This is a genomic window from Methylobacterium platani (genome assembly GCF_001653715.1).
GTDB classification, from domain to species: Bacteria; Pseudomonadota; Alphaproteobacteria; order Rhizobiales; family Beijerinckiaceae; genus Methylobacterium; species Methylobacterium platani.
Map to the genome: position 1 here is coordinate 33,966 of NZ_LWHQ01000047.1, position 19,556 is coordinate 53,521.

Annotated in this window: 18 protein-coding genes and 1 pseudogene; 16 read left to right on the plus strand and 3 right to left on the minus strand. The window is 71.9% G+C overall.

All coding sequences use genetic code 11. From position 1 onward, the window contains the following. The first annotated feature begins 215 nt into the window (after positions 1–215). The 3 genes from hemB to A5481_RS22820 are packed head-to-tail and all read left to right on the plus strand — an operon-like array spanning position 216 to position 2,935. Positions 216–1,265 carry a porphobilinogen synthase gene (gene hemB / locus A5481_RS22810; RefSeq protein WP_048436627.1) on the plus strand — a complete coding sequence of 350 codons (1,050 nt, stop codon included), beginning with the start codon at positions 216–218 and terminating at the stop codon, positions 1,263–1,265. Beyond that, positions 1,262–1,645: a hypothetical protein gene (locus A5481_RS22815; RefSeq protein ID WP_048436628.1), complete on the plus strand. Its 384-nt coding sequence runs from the start codon at positions 1,262–1,264 to the stop codon at positions 1,643–1,645. Before hemB ends, A5481_RS22815 begins: the two co-directional genes overlap by 4 nt. Positions 1,646–1,693: 48 nt before the next feature. Beyond that, positions 1,694–2,935, plus strand: coding sequence for a threonine ammonia-lyase (locus A5481_RS22820; RefSeq protein WP_048436629.1), 1,242 nt, complete (start codon positions 1,694–1,696; stop codon positions 2,933–2,935). 13 nt (positions 2,936–2,948) lie between these two features. Here A5481_RS22820 and A5481_RS22825 read toward each other — a convergent pair whose 3' ends face one another. Beyond that, the gene (locus A5481_RS22825; RefSeq protein WP_245239132.1) at positions 2,949–3,926 is read right to left on the minus strand and encodes a transporter; all 978 of its coding nucleotides are present in this window, start codon (positions 3,924–3,926) and stop codon (positions 2,949–2,951) included. Positions 3,927–4,317: 391 nt separating this feature from the next. Beyond that, positions 4,318–4,602: a hypothetical protein gene (locus A5481_RS22830; protein ID WP_156312089.1), complete on the minus strand. Its 285-nt coding sequence runs from the start codon at positions 4,600–4,602 to the stop codon at positions 4,318–4,320. 305 nt (positions 4,603–4,907) lie between these two features. On the opposite strand from A5481_RS22830, the gene A5481_RS22835 reads away from it, so the two are divergent. From A5481_RS22835 to A5481_RS22855, 6 genes and pseudogenes are all read left to right on the plus strand, one after another. Then, a complete protein-coding gene (locus tag A5481_RS22835; protein WP_048436630.1) occupies positions 4,908–5,429 on the plus strand; it encodes an RDD family protein in 522 nt (173 codons plus the stop codon). Positions 5,430–5,572: 143 nt separating this feature from the next. After that, complete coding sequence (locus tag A5481_RS22840; protein ID WP_048436631.1) at positions 5,573–6,325, plus strand: arginyltransferase; 753 nt, start codon at positions 5,573–5,575, stop codon at positions 6,323–6,325. Positions 6,326–6,484: 159 nt separating this feature from the next. Further along, positions 6,485–8,377 (plus strand): autotransporter domain-containing protein, encoded by a 1,893-nt coding sequence (locus tag A5481_RS22845; protein ID WP_053082567.1) that lies wholly within the window; start codon positions 6,485–6,487, stop codon positions 8,375–8,377. Between the two features lie 160 nt (positions 8,378–8,537). Next, positions 8,538–9,848: an adenylosuccinate lyase gene (gene purB, locus A5481_RS22850; protein ID WP_048436632.1), complete on the plus strand. Its 1,311-nt coding sequence runs from the start codon at positions 8,538–8,540 to the stop codon at positions 9,846–9,848. 643 nt (positions 9,849–10,491) lie between these two features. Then, positions 10,492–10,822, plus strand: a pseudogene (locus tag A5481_RS32725) (type II toxin-antitoxin system RelE/ParE family toxin). Continuing rightward, positions 10,812–11,093, plus strand: a complete 282-nt coding sequence (locus A5481_RS22855; protein WP_064504321.1) for a helix-turn-helix domain-containing protein — start codon at positions 10,812–10,814, stop codon at positions 11,091–11,093. The pseudogene A5481_RS32725 and the gene A5481_RS22855 overlap by 11 nt, the downstream one beginning before the upstream one ends. Positions 11,094–11,101: 8 nt before the next feature. Here the strand turns inward: A5481_RS22855 and A5481_RS22860 are convergent, their stop codons facing one another. Beyond that, positions 11,102–12,028 (minus strand): dihydrodipicolinate synthase family protein, encoded by a 927-nt coding sequence (locus A5481_RS22860; protein WP_064504322.1) that lies wholly within the window; start codon positions 12,026–12,028, stop codon positions 11,102–11,104. A gap of 190 nt (positions 12,029–12,218) precedes the next feature. Here A5481_RS22860 and A5481_RS22865 point away from each other — a divergent pair, with 190 nt between their 5' ends. The 7 genes from A5481_RS22865 (at position 12,219) to A5481_RS22895 (ending at position 19,484) form a co-directional block, all read left to right on the plus strand. Next, positions 12,219–13,070, plus strand: coding sequence for a D-amino-acid transaminase (locus tag A5481_RS22865; RefSeq protein WP_064504323.1), 852 nt, complete (start codon positions 12,219–12,221; stop codon positions 13,068–13,070). 231 nt (positions 13,071–13,301) lie between these two features. Further along, positions 13,302–13,547, plus strand: coding sequence for a type II toxin-antitoxin system RelE/ParE family toxin (locus tag A5481_RS22870; RefSeq protein WP_280946044.1), 246 nt, complete (start codon positions 13,302–13,304; stop codon positions 13,545–13,547). A 47-nt stretch (positions 13,548–13,594) separates the two neighbouring features. After that, the gene (locus A5481_RS22875; protein ID WP_064504325.1) at positions 13,595–13,915 is read left to right on the plus strand and encodes a HigA family addiction module antitoxin; all 321 of its coding nucleotides are present in this window, start codon (positions 13,595–13,597) and stop codon (positions 13,913–13,915) included. Positions 13,916–14,042: 127 nt separating this feature from the next. Beyond that, the gene (locus A5481_RS22880) at positions 14,043–14,405 is read left to right on the plus strand and encodes a hypothetical protein (protein ID WP_064504326.1); all 363 of its coding nucleotides are present in this window, start codon (positions 14,043–14,045) and stop codon (positions 14,403–14,405) included. A gap of 142 nt (positions 14,406–14,547) precedes the next feature. After that, entirely contained in the window at positions 14,548–15,840 is a 1,293-nt protein-coding gene (locus A5481_RS22885; protein WP_064504327.1) for an adenylosuccinate synthase, read from the plus strand. A gap of 72 nt (positions 15,841–15,912) precedes the next feature. Next, positions 15,913–17,268: a hypothetical protein gene (locus A5481_RS22890; RefSeq protein ID WP_064504328.1), complete on the plus strand. Its 1,356-nt coding sequence runs from the start codon at positions 15,913–15,915 to the stop codon at positions 17,266–17,268. A gap of 104 nt (positions 17,269–17,372) precedes the next feature. After that, positions 17,373–19,484 (plus strand): ATP-binding protein, encoded by a 2,112-nt coding sequence (locus tag A5481_RS22895; RefSeq protein ID WP_064504329.1) that lies wholly within the window; start codon positions 17,373–17,375, stop codon positions 19,482–19,484. The last annotated feature ends 72 nt before the right edge of the window (positions 19,485–19,556 follow it).

Genomic DNA, 19,556 nt, shown 5'->3' on the forward strand with positions numbered 1-19,556 from the left:
ACGGCGCGAGGGCGGGCAAGCCCCCGGGGATGAGGCGCCTCAGCCCTGCGACGGCCCTGCCGAGCGCGTGCGGCCCTGCCATGCGCTCCCGGCCCGACTCCGCACCTCCGCCCGGGTTCTGGCGCCTGCCGGAACGTGCTACCTGCGGATTGGACGAATTCGACCTAGAACCCCAGGCCCGGCGCGGAGCGGGCCACGAGGAGGCCCGACCCCGGATGTCGCAGATCCAGCCGATGCCCCGGCCGCTCGCCCGGGAAGCCGCCCGGACCGAGCCGGCCTCCCTGGGCCTCACCCAGCGCCCGCGGCGCAACCGCAAGGCCGAGTGGTCGCGCCGCCTGGTGCGCGAGACGACGCTGACCGTCGACGACCTGATCTGGCCGATCTTCCTGATCGAGGGCACGGGCCGGCGCGAGCCGGTCGCCTCGATGCCGGGTGTCGAGCGCCTGTCGGTCGACGAGGCGGTGCGGGCGGCCGAGCGGGCGGCGTCCCTGCGCATCCCGGCGATCTCGTTCTTCCCCTTCGTCGAGCCGAGCTTGCGCGACCCGACCGGCTCGGAGGCGCTCAACCGCGACAACCTGGTCTGCCGCGCCGTGCGGGCGGTGAAGAAGGCGGTGCCGGAGATCGGCCTCATCACCGACGTCGCCCTCGATCCCTATACCAGCCACGGCCATGACGGCCTGCTCGAGGACGGGGTGATCGTCAACGACGAGACGGTGGCGCTCCTCGTCGAGCAGAGCCTGATCCAGGCCGAGGCCGGCACCGACGTGATCGCCCCTTCCGACATGATGGACGGGCGGGTCGGTGCGATCCGGGCCGGGCTCGACCGGGCCGGGCACCGCGACGTCCAGATCATGACCTACGCGGCGAAGTACGCCAGCGCCTTCTACGGCCCGTTCCGCGACGCGATCGGCACCAGCGCGACGCTGGTGGGCGACAAGCGCACCTATCAGATGGATGCCGGCAACACCGACGAGGCCCTGCGCGAGGTCGCCCTCGACCTCGACGAGGGCGCCGACTCGGTGATGGTCAAGCCCGGGATGCCCTATCTCGACGTGATCCGCCGGGTGAAGGAGACCTTCTCCGTGCCGACCTTCGCCTACCAGGTCTCGGGCGAGTACGCGATGATCGCGGCCGCCGCCCAGAACGGCTGGCTCGACGGCGAGCGCGCCATGATGGAGAGCCTGGCCGCCTTCAAGCGCGCCGGCGCCGACGGCATCTTCACCTATTTCGCCCCGCGGGTGGCCGAGCGGCTGCGACAGGGGTGAGGCCTGGAGCTAGGGCACGGCTCGCGGCCCTCGCCGCCCTGGCAGGCCTCGGCGCCTGCTCGGGCAGCGTCGATGCCGAGCAGGCCCGCACCTGCCGCCGCGCCCTGCCGACCCTGGTGCCCGAGGGCGCCCGCATCACGGTCCTGCGCACCGCTGCGGGGCCGCGGGACCGCAGCATCCGCATCGACTTCGCGCAGGAGCGCGACGGCCGCACCCCGCTGCCGCGCTACGCGGTCTGCGAGTTCTCGGGGCTGAGCCGCACCGACCTCTCGGGCCTGACGAGCGACCGCGGCGCGGTCGGCGGCGCGGCGCTCTACCTGCTCAAGCACTACTACCTCGACACGCCGGACGCGGCGCAGGCCGAGCCGGGGGCGGGCTGACGCGCGGCCCCGCCCGCCCTACAGTGCCGCCTCCTCGGAGGCACCCGTGTGAGCCAGCCCTACGCCATCACCCCGGACGACGTGGTCCGGGCCTCGCACACCATCCGCGGCCACGTGCTGCGCACGCCGCTGGTGCCGGCGCCGCGCCTCTCCGAGCTCACCGGGGCGCGGGTGCTGGTCAAGCACGAGAACATGCAGGCGACCGGCGCCTTCAAGGAACGCGGCGCGGTCAACCGCCTGAGCGCGCTCGACCCCTCCGAGCGCCGCCGCGGGGTCGTGGCGATGTCGGCCGGCAACCACGCCCAGGCCGTGGCCTACCACGCCAAGCGCGTCGGCATCCCGGCCACCATCGTGATGCCGGCGACGACGCCGCTGGTGAAGGTCGAGAACACCCGGGCGCATGGCGCCACGGTGGTGCTGGAGGGCGAGACCCTGGTCGAATCCGCCGCCGCGGTCGATCGCCTCGTCGCGGCGCACGGCTTCGTGCTGGTCCACCCCTACGACGATCCCCTGGTGATGGCCGGCCAGGGCACGATCGCGCTCGAGATGCTGGAGGACGCCCCCGACCTCGACTGCCTGGTGGTGCCGATCGGCGGCGGCGGGCTGATGAGCGGCATCGCGGTGGGCGCGAGCCTGCGGCCGCGGGTGGCGCTCTACGGGGTCGAGGCCGCGCTCTACCCCTCCTTCCTCAACGCCATCGACGGGGTGGACCGGCCGATCGGCGGGCCGACCCTGGCGGAGGGCATCGCCGTCAAGACCGTCGGCCGCCTGACCCTGCCGATCATCCGCGACCTCGTGCGCGAGATCGTCCTCGTCGACGAGCCGCAGATCGAGCGGGCGGTGCACGACTACGCCACGCTGCAGCGCAGCCTCGCCGAGGGCGCGGGCGCCGCCGGCCTCGCCGCCCTGCTGGCCCGGCCCGACCTGTTCGCCGGCCGCACCGTCGGCCTCGTGCTGTGTGGCGGCAACATCGACGCGCGGTTGCTGGCCTCGGTGATGGTGCGCGAGCTGGAACGCGAGGACCGCATCATCTCGTTCCGGATGACCGCGAGCGACCGGCCCGGCGTGCTCGGCCGGGTGGCCGGGCGCCTCGGCGAGCTGGGAGCCAACATCCTGGAGGTGTCGCACGGCCGCCTGCACCTCGACGTGCCGGCGAAAAGCGTCTCGATCGACGTGACGATCGAGACGCGCGGGCCGGGCCACACCGCCGAGATCCTCGACACGCTCGGCCGCGAGGGGCTGGAACCGCGGCGGATCGGGCCGCACGGCACCGCGGCGACCGGGAGCTGATCCCCCGACCCCGTCAGCGCGACTGCTCGCGCGTCACCAGGGTGCGGCCGGGGGCGGCCTCCTGCCTGTCCTGGTAGAGCGGGATCACCGCCCGCAGCCAGGCCCGGGTGTCGCGGCCGCCGTAATTGCGGTCGATCACGTCGCGGGTGACGAAGGCCTGGAGGTTCACCGGGCCGAAATTGTAGCCGACGAGGCCGCCGACCGCGACCTGCCCCTGGGACCGGTATCCCGCGACGCCGGTCGGCAGGTCGGTGGAGGCGAAGGCGACCGCGCCGACCTGCCACTTGCCGAACTTCTTCGTCGCCGTCAGGTCGAGGTTCAGGTAGTCGGGATAGGTCGCCACCCCGGGCGGGGGCCGGTCGCCGAGGAAGTGGCCGTAGAACAGGTGGCCGGTCAGGTTCCAGTCGTTGCCGACGTAGCTGAGCGCGAAGCGGTGGGTCAGCGACGGGACTTGCGTGGTGAAGCCGGTCCGGCTCGGGAGATAGCCGCCGAGCAGGTAGCTGAAGCCGACATCGCCGCCGAGATCCCAGGCGAGCTGGCCGGCGAGCAGCGGCTGGCCGACGCCGCTCTGCCAGCCGCGGTCCTGCGGACCGATCGCCGAGAACGGGATGCCGGCGAAGAGCTGCACCCGCGCGCCGAGGAGGTCCCACGGCGTCGCCCAGGCCAGCGTCGCCGTGTTGACGTTGAGGGGCGTGACGCCCGGAGCGGTGTCGCGCACGCCGAAATTCGACGCGGTGATGAAGTAGAGGCCGTGCGGGATCTGCGCGCCTGTGGGCAGGCCGACCGACTGCCCGGGCTGGGCGGCGGAGCCGGCCGAGGCCGGGCCGGCGCCACCCAGGATCGAGGCGAGGCAGGCGGCCGCGAGGACCCTCCGTCGCGGTCCGTGCCGGGTCCCGTGGTGAAAGCCGCCCGTCCGCGGCGTTCTGGCAGGCGTGACCCGCCGGCCCGCCCGACGATCGCGTCGCCGCGCCGTCCCATGCGGCATGTCCATGCCGTTCCCCCCAGATCTCAGCCGCGGCTGTCGCGGCCCTGTGATTGTTCTGAGATATTTGTTAGTTCTCGATCGTCGTTCCATTCGACTTGCGCAGAGGAATCCATGACGTCTTCGCGCGGTCAACGTCGTTATTTTTTATGTCGTATGGATGAGACGATCACGTCGACACGTCAGGCGCGCCGCTCGCTTGCGAGCGGCGATGCGGCGAGAACCCCTTCCTCTCCCGACATCCCGCAGGTCTGTCCGAGGGCAGGACTGGCGGTCCTCCCCTCTCCCGCCCGGGAGGGAGGAGCCCGCACTCGATCGTCGAAGGGGTTTCCCTCGAACGGCTCCGCACGACCGGGGGAGGGCCGCGAGCCCCCCGCCGCGGGGCGCCCCGCACCGCCCGTCAGCGACGACCCGGCTGGGCCGCCCAGGTCGGCTGGCCGGCGCCGCGCGGCAGGAGCCGCGTCGCCGGATCGGCCATCATCGGGGCGCCGAGGATCTGCCCGGTGCCGTTCCGCTGCGAATGCGCCGAGCGGGGGTCGTGGTAGGGGCTGCCGACGTAGCTGCTCATGTGGCCGCCGCCCGCCGGCATGCGTCCCTCGCCGCCGCCGTCGGCCCGGGCGGCACCGGCCGCGAGCAGGGGCAGCGCCAGGGCGGCGGCGAGCAGGGTGAGATGGCGCATCGTCATGGGATCGTCCTCGGTTCGGGGCGGGATTCCCCAAGGGACGATCCCGCCGATTTCCATGTCGAGACGATGGATCATTACAGATTTTACTGATGTGCGCCCACGCACATCAAATATATCCCAATTTAATCCCGCCAACTCTAAAGCAATGTGCGCAGAGGCACGCGGCCGACAGGACGACGAGACATCCTCGGGATGACGCAGATGCGAAATCCCGCGAACGCCGCGGCGGGGACGGATCGCCGCCCTTGAGCCGGGCCCCGGCCACGCCCACCTTATCGAGCGGGCGAAGAGGCGGAGACGGCGCGATGGCGAATTCCTGGCAAGGCGGCCCCTATGGCTATGGCGGCCCCGCCGCGGGCAACCCCTACCGGCAGGGCCCCGCGCCCGGCTGGGCCGGACCGCCGGTGCTGGTGGCGCACGGCTCGCTGTCGCGGCGCTTCATGGCCTACCTGCTCGACATCGTGTTCATCTTCGGCTTCAGCTGCCTGTTGTGGCTGGCGATCTCGTTCCTCGGGGTGATCACCTTCGGGGTCGCCTGGGTGCTGTACGCGATCCTGCCGGCGAGCGGCATCCTCTACAGCGCGATCACCGTCGGCGGGCCGCGCCAGAGCACGCTCGGCATGCGGATGCTGGGCTTGCGGGCGGTGCGCGCCTCCACCGGCGGTCCGGTGGACTGGATCACCGCGGGGGTGCACGCGCTGCTGTTCTACGTCGCGCTCTCGACCTTCCTGCTCTGGGTGCTCGACATCGGCATCGGCGTGGTCCGGGCCGACCGGCGCATGGGACACGACCTCGTCATCGACCTCGCGGTGGTGCGCGACGCATGAGGCTGCAACCTTCGGCGCCCTGCCGCGCTTAAAGTCGCAGGATCCGGTGCCGCTTTCCGCCTGTTGAGGCGGGCGGCACCGGTGCTATCCTGTCCGTCCCGACGGCGAACCCGTCGGCCTTCTGCCTGCGAGCACGACGAAGCGTGACCAGCCATCCGCGGGACGCACCGCAGTTCTACCTCACGGCGCCCTCGCCCTGTCCCTACCTGCCGGGGCAACAGGAGCGGAAGGTCTTCACGCATCTCGTCGGCCGGCGCGCCCGCGACCTCAACGAGATCCTGACCCAGGGCGGCTTCCGCCGCTCGCAGACCATCGCCTACCGGCCGGCCTGCGAGACCTGCCGGGCCTGCATCTCGGTGCGGGTGGTGGTGGGCGACTTCAGACCGAGCGACAGCCAGCGCCGGGTGCTGAAGCGCAACCGCGACCTCGTCGGCCAGGCCCAGGCCAACCGCCCGGCCTCGGAGCAGTACGCGCTGTTCCGCCGCTACCTCGACGCCCGCCACGGCGACGGCGGCATGGTCGACATGACCGTGCTCGACTACGCCATGATGGTCGAGGACAGCCACGTCGAGACCCATCTCGTGGTCTATCGCCGGCGCGGCCCCGACACCGCGATCAACGGCCGCGGCACCGGTGCGCCGGTCGCGGTCTGCCTCACCGACGTGCTCGCCGACGGCCTGTCGATGGTCTACTCGTTCTACGATCCCGCGGAGGCCGACCGCTCGCTCGGCACCTTCATGATCCTCGACCACATCGAGCGCGCCCGCAGCCTCGGCCTGCCCTACCTGTATCTCGGCTACTGGGTCGAGGGGTCGCGCAAGATGCAGTACAAGGCGAAGTTCACCCCCCAGGAGCGCCTGATGCCGAACGGCTGGGCCCGGGTCGAGGAGGGCTGAGGCAGGCCCGCGACTGTCACCGCCCGGCCACAGGCCGCATCTCCCACCTTTTCGGCTCCGTAACGCGACCGCGCGAACCTTGACCGGGCCGATCCGGCTCTGTCCCAATCACGGCACCGAAGCGACCACGCAAGGCCGCCGGCGCGGGGGAGATGCGGGATGGGCAACGGCTTCGGGCGCCGGCACCGGGCGGGCATGGCGGCGGCATGGCTCGCCGGAACGATCCTGGCGGGGTTGCAGGGGGCGGCCGCGCAGGGCGTGACCGGCCTCACGGTCTTCGGCGACAGCTACGCCGACACCGGCAACGTGGTGCGCCTCACCGGCCGGCCCCTCGGCTTTCCCTACGTGAACGGCCGCTACTCCAACGGCGCCAACTTCGTCGACGGGCTGCAGGCGCTCTACGGCCTGCCCGACGCGGCCGTGACCAACTACGCCGTCGGCGGCGCCCAGACCGGCACCGGCAACGTCGGCTCGCCCCTGCTGCCGGGCCTGACCCAGGAGGTCGCGGCGTTCCTGGCAAGCGGCCAGCGCCCTGGCCCCGGCACCCTCGTCGCCATCAACATCGGCGGCAACGACGGCATCGCGGCGACGCTCTCCGGCCTGACCCAGGCCCAGGCGCCGCTCCTCGGCCGGGCCTCGGCGGCGAACGCCGTCGGCAGCGTCGGCCAGCTCGTTGGCGCCGGCGCGCGGACGATCGTGTTCAACGGCTTCACCACGCTCAACGGCCTGCCGCGGGTCGCGGCCTCGGGCAATGCCGCCGCCGGCGATCTGTTCGCCCGCTCCTACTTCGACGGGCTCCAGGCCGGTCTCGCGCCGTATGCCGCCGCCGGCACCCGCATCTTCCTCCTCGACAACGGCCAGATCTTCCAGCGCATCATCGCGGATCCGGGCCGCTACGGCTTCGCCAACACCTCGACGCCCTGCGCGCTGGTCGCGTCCTGCATCGACGCCCCGAAGGCGGTGCAGAACACCTTCCTCTCCCTCGACGGGGTCCACCTGACCGAGGGCGGCTACCTCGTCCTGTCGCGCTACATGGCGAATGCCGTCGCGGCACCGAACGGAATCGCCGCCCAGGCCGAGCTCGGCCAGATCGGCACAACCAGCTTCGCCGGCGCCCTGCTCCAGCGCCTCGACGCCTACCGGCTCTTCGCCCCCGCGCCCGGCGAGGCGACGGGTGCGCTGGGTGCCACCGGCGTCGCGCCCCTCGGAGCACCGGCGAGCCCGCTCATCGTGTGGGGCCAGGGGGGCTATGCCGGCGGCAGCCGGGCGACGCGGGGATTCGCTACCGGCTACGACTACGACAGCCCGAGCGGCACGATCGGGCTGGAGGCGACACCGATGCCGGGCGTGCGCTTCGGCTTCGCCTTCAACTACGCCAACCCGCACGCGAACCTGCGCGGCGGCGCGGGCTCGATCGACATCGACAGCTACGGCTTCGCCGCCTACGGGTCGTTCACCGGGACCAACCTGTTCGCCGACGCGGTCTTGGCCTATGGCCGCCACGACTACGCCGTGACCCGCCCGGGCGTGGTCGACCCGCTCGACGGGGCCGCCGGCGGCGACAGCGTCGCGGTGGCGGCGAAGGCCGGCTACCTGTTCGACACGCTCGGCCCGGTGCGGCTCGGCCCGATCGTCGGCCTCACCTACGCCACCACCCGGGTCGGCGCCTATACCGAGCGGGGCGACCCGGTGCTGACCCAGCGGGTCGGCGCGACGGGCATCGAATCGCTGGTCGGCCGCGCCGGATTGCAGCTGCGCGCCGCGCCCTTCGGCTTCGCCGGCCTGCCGGTGCGGGCCTTCGTCAACGTCACCGCCGAGCACGAATTCCTGGACGGCGGCCGGACGCTGGTGACCTCCCTCACCTCGACGCCGCTCCTGCCGATCCTCACCCCACTCGGCCGGGCGGCGCGCGGCACCTACGGCCTCGTCGAGGCAGGGCTCTCCGCCGACGTGACCCCGGGGGTGAGCCTGACCCTCACCGGCGGCACCACCTTCGCGCGGACGGGCGGGGACGGCTACGCGGTGAATGGCGGGCTGACGATGCGGTTCTGACCGCGTCGATTCCCGGCCCGTCCCGGATCCGGGACGGGCCGGGCCCCGCTCGTCCACCGGCCGCCCTGGCGCGATCGCCCTCCCCTTCCTTGCCTTCTCGCCCCGCATCCCATAGCCGTCGCGGCATCCCACCCCGCCTTATCGCGCAGGAGCCCCGACGATGATCCCCCGCTACAGCCGGCCCGAGATGACGGCGATCTGGTCGCCGGACGCGCGTTTCCGGATCTGGTTCGAGATCGAGGCCCATGCCACGACCGCGCTCGCCGAGATCGGCGTGGTGCCCAAGGAGGCCGCCGCCACGGTGTGGGAGAAGGGCCGCGACGCGGTGTTCGACGTCGCGCGCATCGACGAGATCGAGCGCGTCACCAAGCACGACGTGATCGCGTTCCTGACCCACCTCGCCGAGATCGTCGGGCCCGAGGCGCGGTTCGTCCATCAGGGCATGACATCGTCGGACGTGCTCGACACCTGCCTCAACGTGCAGCTCGCCCGCGCCGCCGACCTGCTCATCGCCGACATCGACGGGCTGCTCGCCGCGCTCAAGCGCCGGGCTTTCGAGCACAAGCTCACCCCGACCATCGGCCGCTCGCACGGCATCCACGCCGAGCCGGTCACGTTCGGGCTCAAGCTCGCCCAGGCCTATGCCGAGTTCGAGCGCAACCGCGCCCGCCTCGTCGCGGCCAAGGCCGAGATCGCGACCTGCGCCATCTCGGGGGCGGTCGGCACCTTCGCCAACATCGACCCGCGGGTCGAGGAATACGTCGCCGCGCAGATGGGTCTGACGGTCGAGCCGGTCTCGACCCAGGTCATCCCGCGCGACCGCCACGCGATGTTCTTCGCGGTGCTCGGCGTCGTCGCCTCGTCGATCGAGCGGCTGGCGATCGAGGTGCGCCACCTGCAGCGCACCGAGGTGCTGGAGGCGGAGGAATACTTCTCCGAGGGCCAGAAGGGCTCCTCGGCGATGCCGCACAAGCGCAACCCGGTGCTGACCGAGAACCTGACCGGCCTCGCCCGCATGGTCCGCGCCTACGCGCTCCCGGCGATGGAGAACGTGGCGCTCTGGCACGAGCGCGACATCTCGCACTCCTCGGTCGAGCGGATGATCGGCCCCGACGCTACAATCACCCTCGATTTCGCGCTCGCCCGCCTCACCGGCGTGATCGACAAGCTGCTCGTCTATCCCGAGCAGATGCAGCGCAACCTCGACCGGCTCGGCGGCCTCGTCCACTCGCAGCGGGTGCTGCTGGCGCTCACGCAAGCCGGCGTATCGCGCGAGGACGCCTACCGCCTCGTCCAGCGCAACGCGATGCCGGTCTGGCGCGGCGAGGGCGACTTCCTCACCCTGCTCCAGGCCGACCGCGAGGTGACCGCGGCGCTCAAGCCCGAGGCGATCGCCGAGTGCTTCGACCTCGGATACCATCTCAAGCACGTCGACACGATCTTCCGGCGCGTGTTCGGCTCCGAGGCCTGAGACGACGGACCGGGCGCGGACGCCGCGCCCGACCACCGGGCTGGCCTGCGACGGGCGCAGAGCACAGGGCAAGGCGAGCCGGTCCGGCGACCTTGACGCCCCAGGGCCACGACGCAAACTCTTGTACGGAGGGAGCATTTTCCTGTCCCCCGGGGTGGCGGCGTGGTCCTCGATCATCTGCTGGAAACGGCGTTCTCCGGCGGTGCCCTGAGCGGCCCCTGACGGCGATCACGGCCGCCGGTCGCCGCTTCCGGGCCGGCGACGGCCCGGCAGTGGCGATCCGCTTCGCCGACGCGGTGGCGGAGCGCGAGCTGCTCCTCGATCCCGAGATGAAATTCGGCGAGCTCTATACCGACCGGCGCCTCATCCTCGAATCCGGCACCTTGCCGGAGTTGACGACGGTGCTGCTCGGGCGCAACCGCGGCGAGCCGTCCTTGCGCCGGATGCGGGCGCTCGTCGCCGTGCGCCGCCTCGGCCGCAACACGCTCCCGGCGCCACGACGTGGTGCCGCTGACGCGCGACTACATCGCGGAGGGCGAGGCGCGGCTGCGGCGGGCGGAAGGAGGCCCGGGAGAGGGGGCGGTGCGGGCGGCGGGGGAAGGATGGCCTCGCCGAGATGTATCGATTCTGATACACAGGGGACGTGAAACCGATCACCTTCCTCGGCGACAGCCGCAGCGTGCTGCAGCATTTCCCGGATGCGGCGCGTTACCAAGCCGGGGTCGAGTTGAGGGCCGTGCAGGAGGGCCTCGACCCGAACGACTGGAAGCCGATGCGCACGGTCGGCCCGGGTGTCAGGGAGGTCCGCATCAGGGACGTGTCCGGCGCGTTCCGGATCATTTATCTCGCGAACCCTATCGGACTGCGTGCTGGTGCTGCACGCATTCCAGAAGAAGACACAGCAGACCGCTCGCACCGACATCGAGCTGGCCGCCAAGCGGCTCAGGGATTGGCAGGCACGACATGACACCTGAAACCTTCGCAAACGTCCTCGACGCCCTGACCGACGACCCGGTGGAGGCCGCGAACATGACGGCCCGGGCGGACCTGCTGCTCCGGATCCGGGAGCGGATCCGGAGCTGGAACCTGCCGCAGGAGCAGGCGGCGTCCCGCCTGAACCTGACCCGCCCGCGGCTCAACGACCTGATGCGCGGCAAGCTCGACAAGTTCTCGCTCGACGCGCTCGTCAACATCGCGACCGCGGCCGGCTTCGTCCTGCGCATCCACCTGGACGACGCCGCCTGAGGCGGGCTTCAGAGCCGCGCCCGCGGATCGTGCCGCCCCAGCCGCTCCAGCAGGAAGTCCACCTCGGCCCTCGCCGTCGCCGACAAGCCGCCCGCCGGCTTGCGCTGGGCGTCGGAGGCCAGGATGCCGCGGCGCATCAGCACGTATTTGCGCACGGCAAGGCCGAGGCCCGGCTGCTGCTCGTAGCGCAGGAGCGGCAGGTGGGCGTCGAAGACGTCGTGGGCGCGCTCGCGCTCGCCGGCCGCGGAGAGGCGCACCACGTCGACCAGCATCTCCGGGAAGGCGTAGCCGGTATTGGCGCCGTCGGCGCCGCGCTCGCACTCGAAGTCGAGGAACAGGCCGCCGTTGCCGCACAGGATCGAGATCGGCCGCAGCGAGCCGTCGCGCTGGAAGGCGCGGAGCGCCGAGATCTTCTCCAGCCCCGGCCAGTCCTCGTGCTTGAGCATGACACAGTTCGGGTTGTCGGTGACGATGCGGCGGATCACGCCCGGCGTCATCACCACGCTCAGGGTCAGGGGATAGTCCTGGATCACGAACGGGACGTCGCGGCCGATCACCTCGGCGGCCTGGGCGTAGTAGCCGACGATCTGGTCGTCGGTGCGCAGGGACGGCGGCGGCGCGATCATCACGCCCGCCGCCCCCGCATCCATGACGGCGCGGGTGAGCGAGCCCATCGCGGCGAAGCCCGGGGCCGAGACGCCGATGATGACCGGAAGCGTGGTGCGCCGGATCACCCGCGAGGCCACCGCCACCGCTTCCGCGCCGTCGAGCTTGGGCGCCTCGCCCATCATGCCGAGCACGGTGAGGCCGGTCGCGCCGATCTCGCCGTAGAAGTCGGTCATCCGGTCGATCGAGGCCTCGTCGATGCGGCCGTCCGGGTGGAACGGGGTCGGGGCGATGGGGAAGACGCCCGTCGCGTCGGGGGTGAGCCGCATGTCGTTTCCTCTCGTGTTCGCCGGACGATAGGTCGTGGCCGCCGGCCAGCGCAACCGCTGCGCGCGCGACCTGCCTGCACGATTCGTGCAAGGCGGGGCGGCCGGAAACGCGCTTGCGGCCCGGCTCCGGCTGGTGCTTCAAGGGCGGCTTGCCCAGTCGGGCGACCGGCCCCGCGAGAGGAAGACCCGCATGTCCCGCATCGTCTACGTCAACGGCCGCTTCGTGCCCTTCGAGGAGGCGACGATCCCGATCATGGACCGCGGGTTCCTGTTCGCCGACGGGATCTACGAGGTGAGCGCGGTGCTGGACGGGCGCCTCGTCGACAACGAGGCCCACCTCGCCCGCCTCGACCGCTCGCTCGGCGAGATCGGCATCCGCAACCCCCACACCATCGCCGAGTGGACGCATCTCGAGGAGGAGCTGGTCACCCGCAACGCCTTGCGGGAAGGCCTCGTCTACATGGAGGTCACCCGCGGCGTCGCCGAGCGCGACTTCGCCTTCCCGCCCGAGGGCACGCCGCCGACCGTGGTGATGTTCACTCAAGGAAAGAACGTCTCGGCGAACCCGCTCGCCGACCGCGGCGCCAAGGTCATCACCGTCGAGGACCTGCGCTGGAAGCGCCGGGACATCAAGTCGGTCGCCCTGCTCGCCCAGGTGCTGGCCAAGCAGCAGGCCGCGGCCGCTGGCGTCGCGGAAGCCTGGATGCACGAGGACGGCTTCGTCACCGAGGGCGGCTCCTCCACCGCCTTCATCATCACCGAGGATGGCCGCATCGTCACCCGGCCGCTCTCGACGGCGCTCCTGCCCGGCATCACCCGCCGGGCGGTGATGCGGCTCGCCGAGGAGAACGGGCTGAGCGTCGAGGAGCGCGCCTTCACGGTCGCGGAGGCGATAGCCGCGTCGGAAGCGTTCTTCACCTCGGCCTCCGCCTTCGTGATGCCGGTGGTCGAGATCGATGGGACCCGCGTCGGCGGCGGCCAGCCCGGCCCGATGACCCGGCGCCTGCGCGACCTCTACCTTGAGATGGCGAAGGCGGGCTGAGCGCCCTTTTCGACGATCGGTCGGCGGATCCAGGCTGATCCGCCTCCGGAATGCCCGGGACGTCCTCGGGCATTGCCATGACATGCAGACAAAAAGGGTGCGGGCGACGACGCTGTTGGTATCTCACAGTGATACGTTCTCCTTGACCAGAATGTATCACTGTGCGATACCTTCCGTCGTCGAGGGCCTCGCATCGCGATCCGCAGCTTTGCCGATAGCCGGACCCGGGATGTGTTCGAGGGGCGAAGCCCAAGAGGGATCCCCGCTGCCATTCTCAAGACGGCCCGGCGCAAGCTCAATTATCTCGACGCGGCGACCTCGCTCGACGCCCTGAAGGCCCCGCCGGGCAACAAGTTGCACCCGTTGCTCGGCGAGCGGGCCGGGCAGCACGCCATCTGGATCAACGACCAGTTCCGGCTGTGCTTCCGCTGGACCGAGACGGGACCGGAAGACGTGGAGATCGTGGACTATCACTGACGACCACCGTTCTGGGCAGCGCCCTACTCCTTCGGAGACAAACGGTCATGAGCACCGCGTACGAGACCGAGACCGTCCTGCCGCCGATGCACCCGGGTGAGGTGCTGCGGGAGGAGTTCATGGTTCCGCTGAACTTGACGGCTTATGCGATCGCGAAGGCGTGCCGCGTGCCGCGCACGCGGATCGAGCGCATTGCCCGCGAGGAGATCGGGATCACCGCCGATACGGCCTTGAGGCTTGGACGCTACTTCGGAATGGACCCACAGGTGTGGGTGAACCTTCAGAGTCGCTTCGATCTTCTGACAGCCCGCAACGCGATCGGCGCGGAGATGGATGAGATCCGGCCATTGGAGCGAGCGGCCGCTTAGCACACGCGGCAGGAAGCGAAGCGCGACCGCGGATCGAGGCGAGCCCGGTCGCAAAGCCAAGCGCAGCCGGAACCCTCGCGTGCCGGCCCGGTTTCCCTGGGGAGACTCCACCCTCAGGAGAAACCCGATGACCAAGCTGATGCGCGGCGGGCTGGCGGCGCTGGCGATCGTGGCCGGCGCCACCGCCGCCCTCGCCCAGTCGCCCGAGGTGCCCCTGAAGGGGCGCGACCGCGACCCGAACCTGCCGCCCCTCAACCAGACCATCCCCGAGAAGGTGCGGCCCGGCGACGCGACCTCGAACGCCGACAAGTCCGATACCACCGGCTCAACCCTGAGCGACAAGCTCCAGCAGTCGGACGGCGTCATCAAGCCGCCGGCCACCGGCACCCCGGACATGGCGGTCAGGCCGCCGGACCCGACCCCGAACTCGACCCCGGTGATCAAGCCGGGCGAGCTGCCGGGCCAGGGCCCGAACACCCAGGCCAAGTGAGCCGGAATCCGGCCGTCGCTTGATTTCCCGGCCGGGATCGCCGAAGAGCGCACACGCGTGACACCATCCGCAGCCGATCAGCCCCGCGCCTTGCACGCGCCGGGGCTTTTCGCGCGGCGGGGCAGGGACGGGTATTTGTGATATGGCGAACGTCGTCGTCGTGGGCGCCCAGTGGGGCGACGAGGGCAAGGGCAAGATCGTCGACTGGCTCTCCGAGCAGGCCGACGTCGTGGTGCGCTTCCAGGGCGGGCACAATGCCGGCCACACCCTCGTCATCGACGGCGTGACCTACAAGCTGTCGCTGCTGCCCTCGGGCGTGGTGCGCGGCGGCACGCTGTCGGTGATCGGCAACGGCGTCGTGGTCGATCCCTGGCACCTCGTCGAGGAGATCGCCAAGATCGGCCAGCAGGGCGTGGCGATCACGCCCGAGAACCTGCGCATCGCCGACAACGCGACGTTGATCCTGCCGCTGCACCGCGAGCTCGACCATTTCCGCGAGACCTCCAACGCGGTGCTGAAGATCGGCACCACCAAGCGCGGCATCGGCCCGGCCTACGAGGACAAGGTCGGCCGCCGGGCGATCCGCGTCGTCGACCTCGCCGATGCCGAGATGCTCGACGCCAAGATCTCGCGGCTCCTCGCCCACCACAACGCCTTGCGCCGGGGCCTCGGCATCGACGAGATCGACGGCGCGGCGCTGAAGGCCGAGCTGCTCGCCATCGCCCCGAAGATCCTGCCCTTCGCCGACACGGTGTGGTCGCTCCTCGACGACGCCCGCCGCTCCGGCAAGCGGATCCTGTTCGAGGGCGCGCAAGGCGCCCTCCTCGACGTCGACCACGGCACCTACCCCTACGTGACCTCGTCCAACATCGTCGCCGCGCAGGCGGCGACGGGGTCGGGCCTCGGCCCGGGGGCGATCGGCTACGTGCTCGGCATCGTCAAGGCCTACACCACCCGGGTCGGCGAGGGTCCGTTCCCGACCGAGCTCACCGACGCGATCGGCGAGCGCATCGGCGAGCGCGGCCGCGAGTTCGGCGTCGTGACGGGCCGCAAGCGCCGCTGCGGCTGGTTCGACGCCGCCCTGGTGCGCCAGACCGTGCGGACCTCGGGCATCCACGGCATCGCGCTGACCAAGCTCGACATCCTCGACGGCTTCGAGACGATCCAGATCTGCACCGGCTACCGCCTCGACGGCCGCGAGATCGACCACCTGCCGGCGAGCCAGGCCGACCAGGCCCGGGTCGAGCCGATCTACGAGGCCTTCGAGGGCTGGAGCGAGACCACGGCGGGCGGCCGCTCCTGGGCCGACCTGCCGGCGCAGGCGATCAAGTACGTCCGCCGGATCGAGGAGCTGATCGGCGCGCCGGTGGCGCTCCTGTCGACCTCGCCGGAGCGGGACGACACCATCCTGGTCCACAACCCCTTCGAGGATTGAGCGGACTTCGCCGCGTTCCCGGCGGGCGAAGCTTGACGCCCGCCGCCCCGCACGACAAGGCATGCGGCGACCATGGCCGATTACTATCCCCTGCTCGCCCGCGCCCTCGAGGCCCTGCCCGACCGCTCGCCCGACCTGCGCCACACGGTCTACGAGCGCGCCCGCGCGGCGCTGATCGGTCAGCTCCGCTCCCTCGACCCGCCCCTGTCCGAGGCCGACATCGAGGCCGAGCGCGTCTCCCTCGACCGGGCGATCGCCCGGCTCGAGATCGAGAATGGCGGCCTGCCCGAGCCCGCGCCCCCCGAGCCGCCCCGCCCGCCGGAGCCGCCGCCCGAGCCGTCGCGGCCGCCCGAGCGGGTGGCGCCGCCGGGCGACAGGCCGGCCGAGCCGCCCCGCGCCGCCCTTCCCGCGACCCTGCCCGAGCCGTCGCCGGTCGAGCCGCCGGCCCCGCACCACGCCGACGCCTTGCCGGAGGCCGGTCCCCCGGTCGAGCTGAAGCTGCCGCCGGTGCGCGCCCGCGCGCCGGAGCCGGCCGAGGAGCCGGCGGGCCCGGAGGCCGGCCTCGCCGCGCCGCAGCGCCCGCGCCTCGACGTGGTGGCGCCGAAGCGCGACCGGTCGCGGCTGGTGCGCAACGGCATCGTCGCGGCGGTGCTGGCGGCGGTCGTCGGCGCCATCGCCTTCACCGCCTGGTCCCTGCGCGACAACCCCGCCGCCCTGCCGACGGGCTTTGCCGAGAACGGCCCGAACCGGCCGGCCGAGAACCAGGATTCGAAATTCGCCGACCGGGTCGGCGGCGAGCGGGCGCCGCAAGCCCCCGCTCCGGCGCCCGCGCCCGCCGCCGCCGCGCCGCAGGGCGGCGCCCCGCGCCCGGCGCCGACCTCCGACATCGCGGTGGCGCAGCGCGGCACCCTCTACGAGGAGAACGGCCCGCAGGGCTCGGCCCCGAAGGCGACCCAGGCCCGGGTGGTCTGGCGCCTCGACGCGATCAATGCCGGCCAGGGCCAGCCGCTGCAGACCGTGGTGCGCGCCACCGTCGACGTGCCGGATGCGGGCCTGAGCCTCGCCATGGTCCTGCGCCGCAACACCGACGCGACGCTGCCGGCCTCGCACATCCTCGAACTCACCTTCACCTCGACCGACCCGAACCGCACGGTGCGCGACGTCGGCCTGATCCAGTTCAAGGACGACGAATCTGGCCGCGGCTCGCCGGTCTCCGGCCTGCCGGTGCCGGTGCGCGACAACCTGTTCCTGATCGGCCTCTCGAATCTCAAGGCCGATATCGAGCGCAACACCGACCTCCTGCTCAAGCGCAACTGGATCGACCTGCCGATCCGCTACGCCAACGGCAACCGGGCGATCCTGACCTTCGAGAAGGGCAATGCCGGCGAGAAGGTGCTGCGCGAGGCGTTCGAGCAGTGGCAGCCGTGACGGCGGGCGGCCGATCCCGGGGGGAGGCCTCCCGGCCTCGCCAGATCTCGTTGTGCGCGCCATGACTTGCCGGTAGAAGCACGTCCCTCATGAAAGGCTGACCGGTGGCCGGGGACGTGCACATCCCGTCGCGCGACGAGCTCGAGGCGGAGAATGACCGCCTGCGCCGCGACCTGACCGCCCTGCGCGCGAGCGAGGAGCGCTTCCGGACGATCCTCGACACGGTCGAGGCGGCGTTCGCGATCGTCGAGGTCAGGTTCGATGCCGACGACCGGCCGGTGGATTACCGCTTCCTCGAGGCCAACCCGGCCTTCGAGCGCGAGGCCGGGGTCAACCTGCGCGGCAAGTGGGTGACCGAGTTCGCCCCGGACCTGGAGCGGTTCTGGTTCGAGACCTACGGCCGCGTCGCCAAGACCCGGGAGCCGGCGACCTTCGAGAGCTACGCCGAGGCGTTCAAGCGCTGGTTCGACGTCCGGGCCGTCCCGGTCGGCGCCCCCGAGGACCGGCAGATCGCCATCATCTTCAACGACGTGACCGAGCGGCGCACCGCCCAGGACCTCCTGCGCGCCAGCGAGGCGCTCGCCCGCGAGAACGTCGAGCGCGTGCAGCTGGCGCTCGAGGCCGGGGCGATCATCGGCACCTGGCACTGGGACATCCGCGCCGACCGCTTCACCGTCGACGAGGGCTTCGCCCGCGCCTTCGGCCTCGATCCGGCGCTCGGCCGGGACGGCATTCCCCTCTCGCTGATCGTCGCGACGGTCCATCCGGACGACCAGGCGGGCCTCGCCGCGGCGATCGACGAGGTGATCGCGCGGGGCGGCGCCTACGCCCACCAGTACCGGGTGCGCCGCGCGGACGGGCGGTATTACTGGATCGAGGCCAACGGCCGCGTCGATCGCGGGCCGGACGGCACGCCGCTGAGCTTCCCCGGCGTGCTCCTCGACGTCGAGGAGCGCCGCGCCGTCGAGCAGGAGCGCGACCGCGCCATCGCCCAGCTGCGCGCGCTGACCGGCACCCTGGAACAGCGGGTGACGGAGCGGACGGCCGAGCTGATGCAGGCCGAGGAGCAATTGCGCCAGTCGCAGAAGATGGAGGCGGTGGGCCAGCTCACCGGCGGGCTCGCCCACGACTTCAACAACCTGCTCGCCGGCATCTCGGGCTCGCTCGAGCTGATGAACGCCCGCATCGGCCAGGGCCGCCTCGGCGAGATCGACAAGTACATGACGGCCGCCCAGGGCGCGGCCCGGCGCGCCGCGGCGCTGACCCACCGGCTCCTCGCCTTCTCGCGCCGCCAGACGCTCGACCCGAAGGCCACCGACGTCAACCAGCTCGTCGCCGGTCTGATCGACCTGATCCAGCGCACGGTGGGACCGAGCGTGCGGATCGACACGGTCTGCCTGCCCGACCTGTGGCCGGCGCTCGTCGACCCGTCGCAGCTCGAGAACGCGCTGCTCAACCTCTGCATCAATGCCCGCGACGCGATGCCCGGGGGCGGGCGGATCACGATCGAGACCGGCCACCGCCGGATCGACCGGCAGGCGGCGCAGCGCCAGGACATGCCGGAGGGGGAGTACCTGTCGCTGTCCGTCTCCGATACCGGCACCGGGATGCCGCCGGAGGTGATCGCCAAGGCCTTCGACCCGTTCTTCACCACGAAGCCGCTGGGCCAGGGCACGGGCCTGGGCCTGTCGATGATCTACGGCTTCGCCAAGCAGTCCGGCGGGCAGGTGCGGATCCACTCCGAGGAGGGCGAGGGTACCACCGTCAGCATCTACCTGCCGCGCCATCGCGGCCCGGCGGAGCGCGAGGCCGTGGCGCCGGAGGGCGCCCTGCGCCCCGTCGCCGCCGCCGGCGAGACCGTGCTGATCGTCGACGACGAGCCGTCGGTGCGCATGCTGGTCGCCGACGTGCTGGGGGATCTCGGCTACGCGGCCATCGAGGCGGCGGAGGGCGGCGGCGGCCTCGCGGTCCTGCAATCGGCGGCGCGGATCGACCTGCTGATCACCGATGTCGGCCTGCCCGGCGGCCTGAACGGCCGCCAGCTGGCGGATGCGGCCCGGGTCACGCGCCCGGACCTCAAGGTGCTGTTCATCACTGGCTTCGCCGAGACCGCGCTCCTGAGCAACGGCCAGCTCGAACCCGGCATGGCCGTGCTGACCAAGCCCTTCGCGGTCGACGCCCTGGCGGCCCGCATCCGGGAGCTGATCGGGGGGTGACCGGGCTCGCGCCGCGCGGATATCGCGCCGCGTCGTCGGCGAGCCCCCGACATGCCCGCCGGACCGGCGCGG

What these genes read in the sequence shown, in the direction of transcription:
- A5481_RS22845 (WP_053082567.1), top strand. Translation starts at nt 6,485, where the DNA reads ATGGGCAACGGCTTCGGGCGCCGGCACCGGGCGGGCATGGCGGCGGCA.
- A5481_RS22835 (WP_048436630.1), top strand. Translation starts at nt 4,908, where the DNA reads ATGGCGAATTCCTGGCAAGGCGGCCCCTATGGCTATGGCGGCCCCGCC.
- hemB (WP_048436627.1), top strand. Translation starts at nt 216, where the DNA reads ATGTCGCAGATCCAGCCGATGCCCCGGCCGCTCGCCCGGGAAGCCGCC.
- A5481_RS22890 (WP_064504328.1), top strand. Translation starts at nt 15,913, where the DNA reads ATGGCCGATTACTATCCCCTGCTCGCCCGCGCCCTCGAGGCCCTGCCC.
- A5481_RS22880 (WP_064504326.1), top strand. Translation starts at nt 14,043, where the DNA reads ATGACCAAGCTGATGCGCGGCGGGCTGGCGGCGCTGGCGATCGTGGCC.
- A5481_RS22830 (WP_156312089.1), bottom strand. Translation starts at nt 4,602, where the DNA reads ATGACGATGCGCCATCTCACCCTGCTCGCCGCCGCCCTGGCGCTGCCC.
- A5481_RS22860 (WP_064504322.1), bottom strand. Translation starts at nt 12,028, where the DNA reads ATGCGGCTCACCCCCGACGCGACGGGCGTCTTCCCCATCGCCCCGACC.
- A5481_RS22825 (WP_245239132.1), bottom strand. Translation starts at nt 3,926, where the DNA reads ATGGACATGCCGCATGGGACGGCGCGGCGACGCGATCGTCGGGCGGGC.
- purB (WP_048436632.1), top strand. Translation starts at nt 8,538, where the DNA reads ATGATCCCCCGCTACAGCCGGCCCGAGATGACGGCGATCTGGTCGCCG.
- A5481_RS22855 (WP_064504321.1), top strand. Translation starts at nt 10,812, where the DNA reads ATGACACCTGAAACCTTCGCAAACGTCCTCGACGCCCTGACCGACGAC.
- A5481_RS22875 (WP_064504325.1), top strand. Translation starts at nt 13,595, where the DNA reads ATGAGCACCGCGTACGAGACCGAGACCGTCCTGCCGCCGATGCACCCG.
- A5481_RS22885 (WP_064504327.1), top strand. Translation starts at nt 14,548, where the DNA reads ATGGCGAACGTCGTCGTCGTGGGCGCCCAGTGGGGCGACGAGGGCAAG.
- A5481_RS22865 (WP_064504323.1), top strand. Translation starts at nt 12,219, where the DNA reads ATGTCCCGCATCGTCTACGTCAACGGCCGCTTCGTGCCCTTCGAGGAG.